The organism is Pseudomonas sp. A-RE-22 (assembly GCF_019956035.1).
In the GTDB taxonomy this organism is placed as follows: domain Bacteria; phylum Pseudomonadota; class Gammaproteobacteria; order Pseudomonadales; family Pseudomonadaceae; genus Aquipseudomonas; species Aquipseudomonas brassicacearum.
Map to the genome: position 1 here is coordinate 216,326 of NZ_JAHBCZ010000022.1, position 13,091 is coordinate 229,416.

Here is a 13,091-nt window from a genome sequence, read left to right on the forward strand (position 1 = left end):
GAGTTATTCCTCGTCCTTGATGGTTTTGCCGACAGGTGAATTGGCAAATTTGAACAGGTAGGAGTAGTCGGATTTGTAGGGACTCTTGACCGGTGTCGCCATGGAGTGGCAATTCATGCAGCTGCTGTTGGGCTGGATGTAGCTTTCCATGGTCACGTTGGCCGAAAGGGCGGGGGTCGGCTGGCCCAGCGGGTTGCTGGGGTTGTCCGGCATCAGCGGGCGCTGGGTGGTGATGAGTTGGTAGTACTTCAATACGCTGCGTTGCAGGCCCGGGTCGCTGCGGTAACGGGTGTTGACCTCGTTGGTGATCTCGGCGATCGGGGTGTACCGGTTCAACGGGTTCGGGGTCTGGAAGGTGGTGCCAGGCTTGGGCACGCAGACCAGGTGTGCGCCCTGGGTCTGCCAATCGCAGGGCGACTGGTTGAGCGTGGCTGCCGGGGCGCTGGCGTTGAAGTAGGAATAAGCCGTGCCGGAGGTCGGCTGGTCGACCCATACGCCGTTCACCAGCGTTTTGGGCGGAACGTTGTCGATCTGTTCGAAGGTCGACCAGATCCACTGCGGATAGCCGTTCACCTTGGTGATGACGTGCAGTCCTACCAGGCCCAGGTAGGCCTCGGTGACGCCGGTGCGCTGGCCTTGGTCGTCGAACGTGGCCACGCGCGCAAGCATGGTCAGGTAGCGGCTGGCATTGTCGTTGGGGGTGAGGATGCGCCAGCTCGATTTGACCTCGATGACCCCATAGGGGAAGTGGATGTTGTTGGCTTTGGAAACCACATCGGCGTTATAGAACTGGTTGGCGACGATGTAGTTGTAGGAGGTCTCGTTGGCCGAGATGTCGTAGTAGGTCGGGTTGCCGGCCTGGTCGATCAGCCAGCCGCCGACGGCCTGGTCGACGGCATTCACCTGGGAACTGTTCTTCAGCGCGGCGATGTTGATGATGCCCAGGCTCTTGGCAAGCTGCGGGGTGTTCCAGGGGCCTGGGTCGGCCCCCCGTGGCAGGAAGGTTTCTTCCACGGTCTTGTAGGTCTGCCAAACGGTGTAGCCGGGGTCCCCCGGCTGTTTGCTGCAGTCGGGATCACCGCGCTGTCCCGCCTGGGCGGGCCAGTTCACGGCGATGAACAGCTGCCAGCTGTATTGATCGAACAGGTCCTGGCTGGCATTGGCCGCTGGCGCCGTGCTGGGGGGTTGGCAATTCAGGTTCGAGGCCTGCGTCCGTGGCATGGCTTGCTCTTGGGATGGGCCCTGGGATTGCTCCAGGGCCAGGGCCGGAAGGTTGGCCAGGCCCAGCAGTACCAGGATGAAACGGAGTGAAGTGTTCATGGCGATCCTTCGTCATTGGTCAGGGTTTGCGCTGCATGAGCTTGTTCCACTGCGCCTTTTGCCCGTTGCTCTGTGAAGCCGGTGGCTCGAACAGCTGGCAGGGCGGTGGATTCGCCGGGCACATCGCGGCCACCTGCGCCCAGGTCTGGGCAGGGTCCGGTTTGGCGATGCGGAAGTTGGTGTAGTTCTGGCTGACGATGGGGGCATTGGCGACGCTGGTGTCACCGGAGAAAAAGAACGATTGGGGCTGCCGGTAGGGCGGTTGCCCCGACATTTTCTTGTAGAAGGCATAGCCGAACAGGATCGGACCCTGCGGCGATTGAAGGTCCAGCGCGTAGGCCTGCACGCTGCCATTGAGGTTCTGGCTGCGCTCGGCGCTGTAGGGCAGGTGCTGGATGAAGTCTTGCCGCGGCGGATGATTCATCGGCGAAAACATGCAGCAGGCCGGCATGTCCTTGGGGCGATCCTGCGGGTAGGTCAGGAAGTACGCCTTGTTGCCCAGGGACACGAAGGAGCAGGTGTAGTTGTTGTTCTTGATCGGGAAGATCGGCAGGCAGTACTTCTCATAGTGCTCCATCATCGCACCGAAACCGTCGCCATCGGCCGGGATATAGGCCGTGTCGTAGTAGCTGGTTCCTCGGGAGACGGTGTAGTCCGCCGGGGTCAGGGTGGAGGGCGGATTGCTGTAGGGCGGCGGGTTTTTCTCATAATTGTGCATCACCCGGTACATGGTCCAATCGCTGATCCAGAACGCCGGGAAAAACGGATCGGAAGGCTCGCCTGGGAGGCGTTTGGCGATGCAGTTGCCGTTCTGTTCGTTGCAGCCCTCGGTGTTGTGCACGCCCATGGTGAAGTACACGGCACCGCTGTCCTGTTGGGCAAAAAGCCCCGGACTGAACAACAGGATCAGTAACAACAGTCGGCTCAAAATGCAGGCTTTCATATCGACACTCCTGTGCAGTACCGGGCGGCGGGCTCGCCACCCGGTGATCCTGGGTGAAATCGTCAAAGGCCGTTGTAGTCACTCATGCTGAGTTTCTTGGGCGGATAGTTGAACTTCACCAGGCGCTTGGCCCACAGCTCCAGGACGGCGCGGCGGCTTTGGGACATGTCCCGGGTGATGGGCATCGCAAGGGTGCTCTGGTCCTGGTAATCCTTGCTGATCAACAAGATCAATTGGTCGATTGCGCCCTCCACGCGCGTCCGGGAATTGAGCGGCATGAACTTGTTCATGATGGGGTACAGGTAATAGAAGGTTTGCAGGATCCTTGGATAAATGAACGTGTCCCACAGCAGCTCTGGAGCGTTTGTTTTCTCGTAGATGGTGTTCCAGGTGTCGATGAAGTCCTGTTGCAACTGCATGTCCACGGGCAGCACCCGTATCGGTGCGAGGAAGTCGACGTAGGCCTGGGTGATCGGGAAGCTGAACGGAATGGCCGGTTTTTTGCCGTTCTCCTGCACGAAAAAGCGCAAGGTAGGGAAGCCTGGCGCCACTGCCCGGCAGCCTATCTGGGCGATGCCTTGGGCGTTGGTGGTGATGACGGCGTAGGAGTAACTGACGCTGCTGGCCTTCTTGTCCTGCAGTGTACCGGTGCCGTTGATGCCTTTGTCGAAGACCAGGCAGGGGCGCAGGTCGACGGCGACCGGCGTACCGGACGATTTGAGGAAATCTTGATACCCGACCGGTGTGCCCACGGGGTCGGGCACGTCCTGCAGTTCGGTCAGCCGGCGACCGCTGCCGGTGCTGCGATAGAGGGCGACCTTGGGCGCGTCGATGAACTGCGGCAGATTGGCTGTGTTGTTGATACGGGCCAACGGGTTGTCGTAGAACAGCGTGAAATCGGCCGCATTACTGAAAGCCAGGTAGTAATTGCTGCTGGTCACCATGTAGGGATTGCCGTACTCCGCGACATACAACGTGGTGTTGGCGGCCGGCTGACCATTTTTCTGCACCATGATGCTCAGCGTCTTGCGCTCACCAACATCGATGAAGCTGCCGCTCTCGATGACTTCGGCGGTCCACAGTTGCTGGCCGGCGGCCATCTTCGGAGGGGCGGCCGGGATGCGCTGTTGCAGCAGCAGAGGACCGGATTGCAGCAGTGCCTTGGCTTCGGCGTTGAGCGTGAGATCGAGGATGCCTGAGCGTAGCTCGAAAGCCGATTGCTGGTATTTGTCGAAGCCGAAGCCGATCCCCGCCATGAACCGTCCCTTCTGGCGCACGCCCAACAGGTAGTCTCCGGCGTTGAATTTCTCAGGGACCAGGATGTCGGCTGCGGGGTCAACGGGATAACACGGGAACGTGTTGCTCAGGTCCAGCGACAGGGTATTACCGTTGATCTGCGCCGAGATCACCCCCAATGGGACACTATGATTCCCAGCGGGGCCCGGTTGAACGACCGGGACTGGCTGGGTGGGTACCAGGCGCACCCCGGCGGGAGCGGTGGGGTATTCGTTGGCGAACCACAGACCCAGCACCGCCGAGGTGCGGCTGTAGGCGGGGTTGAAGAAAATCTCGTTGACGTTGTTCAAACCTGCCTTGTACAGGTCACGCACATGCTTAATGCTGTCCGTGTGGTTGGAACGGGTGTCGAGGCGCTGCGGGTAATCGTTGAACACACCATTCTTGTCGTAGCAGGTCAGGTAGGCCGAAAACCGGAACATCAGGCCCTGGGCCCCTTGCTGCGTCATCTGCTGCTGGAGGTTGGCCAGCAGACGCGAGTTGCCAATCGCCCATTCCAGGTTCTCCTTGGGAAAGCAGGTCTGCCAGGTGGTGCTGACATTCACCAGGCCACCCAGGGCTCCCCAATTGAAGTTCAGGAAACGGTCCATCATCCGATACTTGCGGTTGAGAGTCAGGCCGCAGGACGTATCCCCCAGCACCAGTTTGTCGAAATACAATGCCGTAAACGTGTTCTGCCATGGGCTGATGTCCACGAAGCGCGCCACGGTCGGGGCGGATCCGCCCAGAGGGCTGCCGAGTAACTGGTATTTCGCGCCGATCAGCGAATCCTGAGCGATGTAGGTATTGGCCTGCAGCTCGCCGCCGATGACGGTCGAGGTGGTTTTCCCGTAGTTCACCAGACCACAACTGTTGTCACCGAACAGATCCCATTCGGCGGGCATGTACGGGTCATGCTTCGGATTGATATTGCCTGGCACCTGCTGCACATAGGTCGGCATGTCAGTCATGTACTGCGTCGAGAGGATCCATGGCATCAGCCTGTCGGGGGCATTGTGGGGGTCGATGCCGAAGTGCTTCACGAACGGCCAGTTGATGTCCATCTTCACCGCGTCATACAGCGGGTACACGTCGTTGTTATTGGCCGTCGGCGGGTTCCAGAACATCTCGCCGTTGAGGTAGATGCGGGGGAAATTCAATATGCTCATGTCGTGCTCTCCTTAGCGTTGCCACTTGGCGTGTTTCAGCGACCAGACAAAATCCAGTTTTTTGTAGCCGAAGAAAGCCTCTTTCGGCAGCGGCGTAGTGGGGTAGGTGAGACCGCCTGAGGTCGGGATGGCGAAACTGAACCAACCGTGGTTCTTCGAGTAGGCGGCGGTGCCGTGGCAGGCCAGGCAGGATGATGTGTCCTGGAATGCCGACTCCAATTGCGAGTTCGCCAGGACCTGGGTAATGGGCTGGAATTCCACGCCGATCAACTGGTACTTCGACAGCGTCGGGTTATTGGCCTGGAACTGGGTGTTGACGGGTTTGGCGTCCGCTGTCGGCCCGGTGCTGTTTGTCATCGGCTTGGGCGGATAGTCCTTGTTCACGGTGTACTTGGGGTTGTTGACGTTTTCGAAGGTGGTCCAGACCCAGTCGGAGGTCAGTTTGTTGACCACATGCAAACCGCTCAACGCCGCATAGCCGACCTTGTACCCGCTACCCACGGCGTAGTAGGCCTGGGCCACGTAGTAGCCATCTTTTTCCAGCTGCTTCTTGTAGTCCGGGTCCGTGCCGATCCATAGCCAGGCGGCTTTCAACTCCCAGGCCGTGGCCGGAAAATTCAGGTCGCTGGTCAGGGCCTCTTGACCATCCACGTTGTAGACATTGGTTTTTACGATGTAGTTGTAGGTGTCCTGGCTCATCAGCAGTTGAAAGCGCACGACGTGACCTTGTTGTGTGGTAGGCACGGCGGCGCCGCCCATGGCCAGGCTCAGGCCGTCGACCTGCTGCACAGCGTTGATGTTATGCAGGAGACGGTTCGGGTCCAGCCCCAGCGCCTTGGCTTGCCTGAGCACCTCGCTCGGTGGCTTCATGCGGCTGTCATACGAACCGGGGTTGGCGCCATTGGCCAGATAGACCTGATCGGAAGGCTTGAACAGCTCCCACTGACGGTTGTAACCGTTGGCGTCGGACTGGTTCAAACAGACGAACCAGTTCCAGGCCATGGTCTCCGGGCTCTTGTTGAACGCGGTCCGGGTCTGGTCGGCGTTGTATCCAAATTGCAGGAAGTTACCGCAATTGAAGTTGGTGGCGTTCTCGGCCTGGGCCAAACCGGCCAGGGCACTGAGAACGGTTATGGAAATGGCTCGCCGCATGGAAGCTCCTTGGCATTCGCCGTATCGGCATGAGGGTGCCCCCGGAAGTGTTCCAGGAGCAGTTGCTTCACCGCCGTGGCCGCAAGGTGCTGTGGCAACGACAGATCACAATTGGTGATGAGCAGCGGGCCGGTCTTCTCGCTCGTGGGCAGCCGTCCGTGGCTGCCGCGGACCAGGCGGGTGTCCAGCGGAATCAGGTCCATGTAGTAGCGAAAGCCGAGCTTTTTCTGGAGCAGGCGGCGCGCCACTTTCAATTTCGGGAAGCGAATGGCCGGGTCGATGAACAGCTCGAGCGGGTCGTAACCTGGCTTGCGATGGATGTCCACGGTGCAGGCAAAGTCGGGAGCCTTGCGCTCGTCGAACCAGTAGTAGTAATCGAACCAGTAACCGGGCGCGGCCACGGCCACCAGCTCGCCGCTGCGGGGATGATCCAGTTGCCAGGCCTGTTGTTCGGTTTTATCCAGTACCTGTTCGATGCCGGCCTGGCGTTGCAACAGCGCCTTGACGCGGGGGATGTCGCGCGCTTGCTTGACGTAGATGTGCGCGACCTGATGATCGGCCACGGCAAACGCTGCACTGGCACCGGGATCGAGCAACTCCCAGGTCAGCGATTGGCGTACCTGCAACAAGCCCTCGGCACGTAATAACCGGTTGATGGAAACGGATTGGGTGACGGCTTCGATCCCGTATTCGGACAGCAGCATCACTGCCGCGTCTTGTGCTTGGGCAAAGTCCAGCAGACGCCCGACTTCGCTGTCGATGGCGCGTACCTCGTCGGCAATCGACGGGTGATCGGGCCCCAGGCGTTGCAGGCTGTAGTCGAGGTGGGGCAGGTAGATCAATTGCAGGTCGGGATGGTTGAGCTGGAATTCGGCAATGGCACAATCGACGATCCAGCGACTCGAGGCGATGCCGGCCGCCGGTCCCCAGAAGCTCGGAAAGGGAAACTCGCCGATCTGCTGTTCGATACGCTCATGCAACGAGGCCGGCGCCGAATACAGGCCGAACATCTTGCGACCATCGGCCGGGTAATGCGGTCGTGGGGTAATGGCGGCGTCTACGTCGGCATACATGTTGTACCACCAGAACAACTGACTGCAGCGAAACCCGGGGTACTGACGCTTGAGTGTCTGCCAGACCTTTTCCCCCTGGATCAGAGCATTGGGTTGCAGCCAGAAACGCACTTCGGCCTGATCGCGAAAGTACCAGCCGTTGCTGACGATGCCGTGTTCCGACGGCGGCTGTCCGGTGAGGATCGAGGCCTGCACGGTCGAGGTGACCGCCGGGAACACCGGTTGCAGCGTGGCCATCTTGGCCGTTTTCAACAGGGCATTGATGCAGGGCGTCGCGGCACCCAACAGCGCGGGCGTCAGGCCGACCACGTTGATCAGCAGCAGCGGCTGGCGCGCAGGATCAGAGCGCATGGGCATGGGCCTCCAGCGCTTGAGGTTGCAGCAAGCGGCGCTGCTGCAACTGGTCCTCGACCCAATGCAACTCCGCCGCGATGCCCTGGAGTTGGGCGTGCTCGGTCGTGGGCCGCAATTGGCTGGGCAGGACGCCCCAGCTGTAGGTTTCCACTTCCAGTACGGGGCGAAAATCCCCATGGTCGGCCAAAAAGTCGAACGTCTGCGACAGGGCAAGCTGGCTGCCGCTGAGTTCGGGCAGCAGCAACTGCTCGCTGAACAGCGGAATGTGGAAGTGAATCCTCAGTTCGGGATGAGAGACGCGGTTTTGCTCACAATCATCCAGGGCCGCGGGGAGGTCCGCCCAGGCCGATAACCGGTCCTGTCCATTGCGGGCCTTCACTTGATGCAGGTAGGTGGGTTCGGCAAAACCGCTCAATGTCTTGAGCACCTGTTCGCGCCGGTGCTCGTCCTCAGGCAGGCGACAAATCAGTGCATTGGATAACTGGATCTTGCCGATGGGGACCCGGGCCTGACGCAATCGGTCCAGTGATTGATAGCAGTCTTCGAACATCACGGCCTGGTGGCAAACATCAAAGCACAGCGCCAGGTGTTCATGGTGCGGGTCCGTGGCTTGCCAATGGCGGAAGAAGGCGATGGCCTGGTCGGTGTTTTCCAGCACGCAATCGGGCTCCATTTCCAGGCAGACCACGATCTTCTTGCCCGTCTCCCGTTGCAGCCGGGCCAGCCCGGCAGTGAGCTCGCGCAGTTGGTGCTCGGCATGTTGCTGTAGCGTCGGGCTCCAGTGGGCGGCATAGCCCAGCGGCAGGCTGGAGATCACCCCCTGGGCACAGTCCGCTGGCAGGGCCTGGGCGAGAAATCGAGCCAGGTCCAGGCTGTACGCCAGCCGCTGCGGATCGGCCCAGCTGGGCAGGTAGACGTCGGCTTTCACCGCGCCCTGGTGAAATTGGCCGTAGGGAAACCCATTGAGTGAGGTCAGGCGTAGCCCGCTGCGTTGCAGCAGGTCGAGGAAATCCGCACGGGTCGGCGCTTGTTGGAGTTCGGCGGCGGCGAGGGCGCTGATCCACAATCCACTGTCCTGCGTGTCGAGCCCGCGCAGTGTGCGCACGGTGTGGAAATGCCGTTCGACGGATGCGCGCAGCCCGCCCAGGTCATGGGTCGGGTGCACGTTGCTGCAATAGCCGATCTGCGTGGCCGTCCAACCCGTGCGGGCGCTCATTTGATCACCGGTTCCTGGCCCCGCAGGGCGGAGTTGTCCTGCCATTGCCGCCGTTGATCGATGGGCAGGGGCGTGCTGACCAGGGCTTTGTCCAACTGGCCGCTCTGGGCAAAAAAGTCCACCGGGTTGTGGAACAGCACTTGTTCGACCTGGCCTTCACTGAAGCCTGCGGCCAACATTGCCTGGCCGGTCTTGGGCACCTTGAGCGGGTCGCTGATGCCCCAGTCGGCGGCGCTGTTGACCACCATTTTTTCCGTGCCGTACTGCTGTAGCAGCGCGACCATGCGCTGTTCCGACATCTTGGTGTTGGGGTAGATGGAGTGGCCGCGCCAGCAGTCGCTGTCCAGCACCAGGGGCAGGGTCAGTTCGTTGAGGTGGTCGATGATCACCATATGTTCGGCAATGCCGACCTCGCGGATGACCGCGAGCGTGCGTTTGGTGCCGCCGATCTTGTCGCGGTGCGGCGTGTGCACCAGCACCGGCAGATTGAATTGCTTGGCCAGCTCCAATTGCGCGGCGAGGAAGCGATCCTCTTCCGGGGTAATGTCGTCGTAGCCGATTTCACCCACCGCCACCACGCCGTCTTTCACCAGGTAGCGCGGCAGAATCTCCAGCACCTCGTTGGCCACCGACAGGTCATTGGCCTCCTTGGGGTTCAGGCCAATGGTGCAGAAGTGATGGATGCCAAACATGCTGGCGCGAAAGCGTTCCCAGCCCAACAGTGTGTCGAAGTAGTCGATGAAGCTGCCGACGCTGGTCCTGGCCTGGCCCTGCCAGAAGGCCGGCTCGATCACCCCCGTGATGCCGGCGGCCGCCATGTTCTGGTAATCGTCAGTGGTGCGGCTGACCATGTGGATATGCGGGTCGAAGTACTTGAGCATGGTGAATCCTCGTCAAAAAAAGCGGGGGACGGTGGGGCATCAGTTCGGCGAAACGCCGCCCAGGTGCTCGTGCCATTGCGCCGGCAAGCGTCGTTGCTGGCCCAGGCCGGCCAGGCGCTGACGTTGCGCCGGGCTCAGCAGGTCGAAGGCAATCACGTGGGGCAGTCCGGCGGACACCGTTCGTTCGGCGGCGAGTTGTTCGTCCAGCAGGTCGAGGGCCAACTGGTTGAGGGTGACGCTTTGTCGTTGCGCCAGGCCGATCAGGCGTCGTACGTCGAGGCCCATGCCCAGCGCTTTCAACACCAGTTGGTTGAAGGCCTGTTCGTTGTAGTGACGCGACGGGTAGGCGGTGTCCAGGGCGAGGGCGGCGAACACCTGGCTGTTGCTGGTGCGCCCGGCCTGGCGTGCAAGCTCCACGCACGCCCCGCGACTATCGAGCCAATCGAGGGCCTTCAAGGTGGCGACCTTTTCCTGGTCGTCGCCCCACAGGAACAATTGGTGCAGCAGGGCGACTTGCCCGGCGGCGGGCTGCTGTTCCAGCACCTGGGCCAGCAGCAACGCCCGCGCCATTTGGACGTTACTCCAGCCGGCGATATCGGGCAGTGCTCGCTCCTTGAGGTTGCGCTTGCATTGGCTGCTCAAGAGTGCCGAGGTATTGGAGTCCGGGCGCTGGGCAAGTTGCTCCTGTGCCTGGCGCCACCATTGCCGCTCGGTTTCTTCGAGTTGACGAATGAAATCTTGCCGTTGTTCGTTCACGCAGTCGTGGCGCATGTCGAGGGCCGCCGATGCCGGTGCAGTAACGTCCGTGTTCATGTTGGTTTGATCCAGCGTTGGAAATGAGGAAGCAGGAAAAACACCAGGACACATAACAGGCTGCCCAGGGGCTGGTCAGCCACGGCCAGCACCAGGGCATCGAACAGCGGCAGGGCTGCCAGGCCAGCGCCGATAAAGGCGCGGACCTGCCGTTGCCGAGGGTTGGCCAGGTTGCGCCAGTAGTGCCAGCCCAACCAGCCAAGCCATAACAGCAGCACCGGCCAGAACCAGGCGCTGCCTGCGTAGATCGCCAAGGCCAGTGGACTCAGCATCAGTAGCAGGGGGAGGCGGCTGATCAGTTGGTTGCGGTGTTCCTGGCGAGCCAGGTAGGTCAGGCCGCTGATGTAGACACCGAGCAAAATGGCGCAGAGCCAGATCGGTCCCGGCGGCAGTGCCAGACTGGCCGCTGCGGTGAGGTAGAGCGCCGAGCGGCAGGCTCCCATCAGCCAGACGCTGTGGGCGTATTTCTTGTGCAGCAGGTTGTAACCGAGGATGCAGCCCACCAACAGGGTGGCGCTGCCCAGCAGCCAGTGCGGCTGCTCGATCAACCGGCTCAGGCCCAGCAGCGAGGCCGCGGCCAGCACCAGCAACAACGCAGTGGCCAGCCGTACTTGCTGGCGGCTGACCAGGCCCAGGGTAATGGGGCGGGGGTTGTGATGTTGCTGGTCCCAGTCGGCGTCCAACAGGTCGTTCAACAGCATGCCGGCCAGGTACAGCAGCGACAGTGCCGCCAGCAGCAGGATCCACACCAGGGAAGACGGCGGTGCCAGGGCCCCGGCGCTGCTGGCGAGCAGGGCGGCGGCCAAGGTGTTGGTCCACACCGTGGGCAGGTTGGACACACGGCCGAGGGTCAGCCAGGCCTTGAGGTTCGGCGCGGTCTGGTTCATTGCGCACAGCGCTCGTTCAGGGGTAGCGCAAGCTCGACCTGGGTGGACAGCCGCTGCAATGCCTGCTCCATTCGCGCGGTATCGATTTCATGCAAGTCCACCGACTCGCCGATCCGGCTGAGCATGGGGATGGAGAGTTGCCCACCCAGATGCTGGCGGAACTCCTCCAGCCCCAGCAAAACCTGCGAGCGGCCCAGTGCATCTTTCAAGATCAGTTCCGGCGGGTTCAGGCAGAAGCCGAGCTTGAGCAGCAGCTTCAGCACCCGTTCGGTGTCGCTGTCGTTCAACAACCCCAAGGCATTGGCATAGAGTCCATCCAGAGCCATGCCCACCGCGACGGCTTCACCATGGCGCAGTCGGTGCTGACTGAGATTTTCCAGTTTGTGAGCGGCCCAATGCCCGTAGTCCAAGGGCCGCCCGTTACCGCGTTCGAAGGGGTCGCCAGCACCGGTGATGTGCGCCAGGTGCAATTCGGCGCAGCGGCGGATCGCATAGCGGCTGGCCCCATGTTCGAAGCAGGCGAGGGCGTCGGCCTGTTGCTCCATCCACTGGAAAAACGCCTGGTCCTTGATCAGCGCCACCTTGACCGCCTCGGCCAGCCCGGCGATCTGGTCGCGCCGGGTCAGGCTGGTCAGCAATTGAAAGTCGTTGATGACTGCGGTGGCGGGATAGAAGGCGCCCAGCAGGTTCTTCTGGCCGAAGGCGTTGATGCCGTTTTTCACACCGATGCCAGCGTCGTTCTGGGCGAGCACGGTGCTGGGGATGCGAATCAGGCGAATGCCGCGGTGGAAGGTGGCGCAGGCGTAGCCCACCGCATCCAGCACCGCGCCGCCACCGAGGGCCAGCACATGGCAGTGCCGGTCCAAGCCATGTTTCAGCATGTCGGTGTACAGCCGCTGCAACACCTGTGAATCCTTGCTCGACTCGCCGGCCGGGACCGCTATCGGCGGCGCCTGCAGGTGCAAGTCAGGAAAGTGGCTGGCGAAGTAGGCGTTGATCTGTTCCAGCAGGTGCGGGGCGCTTTGCAGCAGTTGTTCATCGGCGAATATCAACACCGTGACCGGGCCCCCGTGGCCGGCCATGAGCTGGCGGTGCAGGCAGGGATTGAGCGGATCGAACACATGATCGGTGAACACCACCGGGTAGTCGTAGCTGACCTTGAAGCGCCCGTGCAACGGTTGCTCCGTGTCGCTGCGGCGAAGGCTCTTGAACAGGCTGTACCCGGCGATGAACAGCCCGGGCAATACCATGCTGGCGAGCAGGGTCACCAACAGCGCGTTCTGCTCGACGAGAAAGGTGCCAATGGCGCTGTAGGCCAATGCCAGGCCAGCATTGGCCAGGGTGGTGACGAGGATGAACGCGCGCAGCGGGTAGCGTTGCATCCCGGCGGCGACGACCGAGGTTTCCGCCAGTACCGGGACCCCGCGCAGGCAGATCAACGACAGTGTGCCCAACCGGTACGCCAGTTGCCCCGGCTGGCGCTGATGCAGGCCCAGGCGGCCGGCCAACAAACGCAAATAGCCGGCTCCCAAGGCATAGCCCAACCCGGCGCCCAGGCACAGCCCCACGAAAATCGCCAGGTAACCCCCCACGCTGCCAAGCATCGCTACGGCCAGCAGCGCGACCATGCTCGACGGCACCGGCAGCACCACGTCCAGCGCCAGCAGGGCGATCAGCAGCAACGCCAGGTAGAGTTTCTGCGCGGGCGTCGAGGGCTGGTACAGGTTGAGATGGGTCAGGAAGTCCTGGATCTGTTGTTCGAACAGCAAGAAGCTGGCGATCACCAGGGCTGAAAAGCAAACCAACGACAGCCAGAAATGTCCGGCTGCGCCTTTTTGCGAGAGCAAACGATACCCACGGCCATGCTTCATCAAGCATCCCTCTTGTTGTTATTGACTGATTCCGTGTCAGTAATTGAAAGCAACGCCAAGTGTGTGTTTTAGGCCAATAGACGCTCTCGCCCGAAGGGCTGTCAGGTGTGGTTGATGATGTGGTTGGAGACAGGTTT

The 13,091-nt window shown here is 61.5% G+C and carries 10 protein-coding genes; all 10 read right to left on the reverse strand.

Annotation, left to right across the window (positions count from 1 at the left end):
* Positions 1 to 3: 3 nt before the first annotated feature.
* The gene (locus KGA89_RS12965) at positions 4 to 1,320 is read right to left on the reverse strand and encodes a hypothetical protein (RefSeq protein ID WP_223471749.1); all 1,317 of its coding nucleotides are present in this window, start codon (positions 1,318 to 1,320) and stop codon (positions 4 to 6) included.
* Positions 1,321 to 1,339: 19 nt separating this feature from the next.
* Complete coding sequence (locus KGA89_RS12970) at positions 1,340 to 2,263, reverse strand: hypothetical protein (RefSeq protein WP_223471750.1); 924 nt, start codon at positions 2,261 to 2,263, stop codon at positions 1,340 to 1,342.
* A 62-nt stretch (positions 2,264 to 2,325) separates the two neighbouring features.
* The gene (locus KGA89_RS12975; RefSeq protein WP_223471751.1) at positions 2,326 to 4,707 is read right to left on the reverse strand and encodes a hypothetical protein; all 2,382 of its coding nucleotides are present in this window, start codon (positions 4,705 to 4,707) and stop codon (positions 2,326 to 2,328) included.
* Positions 4,708 to 4,719: 12 nt separating this feature from the next.
* Positions 4,720 to 5,859, reverse strand: a complete 1,140-nt coding sequence (locus KGA89_RS12980; RefSeq protein ID WP_223471752.1) for a hypothetical protein — start codon at positions 5,857 to 5,859, stop codon at positions 4,720 to 4,722.
* Positions 5,838 to 7,283, reverse strand: a complete 1,446-nt coding sequence (locus KGA89_RS12985; protein WP_223471753.1) for an alkaline phosphatase family protein — start codon at positions 7,281 to 7,283, stop codon at positions 5,838 to 5,840. Before KGA89_RS12985 ends, KGA89_RS12980 begins: the two co-directional genes overlap by 22 nt.
* Entirely contained in the window at positions 7,273 to 8,502 is a 1,230-nt protein-coding gene (gene eboE, locus KGA89_RS12990; RefSeq protein ID WP_223471754.1) for a metabolite traffic protein EboE, read from the reverse strand. Before eboE ends, KGA89_RS12985 begins: the two co-directional genes overlap by 11 nt.
* Positions 8,499 to 9,383, reverse strand: coding sequence for a TatD family hydrolase (locus KGA89_RS12995; protein ID WP_028237140.1), 885 nt, complete (start codon positions 9,381 to 9,383; stop codon positions 8,499 to 8,501). Before KGA89_RS12995 ends, eboE begins: the two co-directional genes overlap by 4 nt.
* A gap of 39 nt (positions 9,384 to 9,422) precedes the next feature.
* Positions 9,423 to 10,196 (reverse strand): EboA domain-containing protein, encoded by a 774-nt coding sequence (locus KGA89_RS13000; RefSeq protein ID WP_223471755.1) that lies wholly within the window; start codon positions 10,194 to 10,196, stop codon positions 9,423 to 9,425.
* Positions 10,193 to 11,083: a UbiA family prenyltransferase gene (locus KGA89_RS13005; RefSeq protein ID WP_223471756.1), complete on the reverse strand. Its 891-nt coding sequence runs from the start codon at positions 11,081 to 11,083 to the stop codon at positions 10,193 to 10,195. The genes KGA89_RS13000 and KGA89_RS13005 overlap by 4 nt, the downstream gene beginning before the upstream one ends.
* Positions 11,080 to 12,954 carry a 3-dehydroquinate synthase gene (locus KGA89_RS13010; RefSeq protein ID WP_223471757.1) on the reverse strand — a complete coding sequence of 625 codons (1,875 nt, stop codon included), beginning with the start codon at positions 12,952 to 12,954 and terminating at the stop codon, positions 11,080 to 11,082. Before KGA89_RS13010 ends, KGA89_RS13005 begins: the two co-directional genes overlap by 4 nt.
* Positions 12,955 to 13,091: the final 137 nt, after the last annotated feature.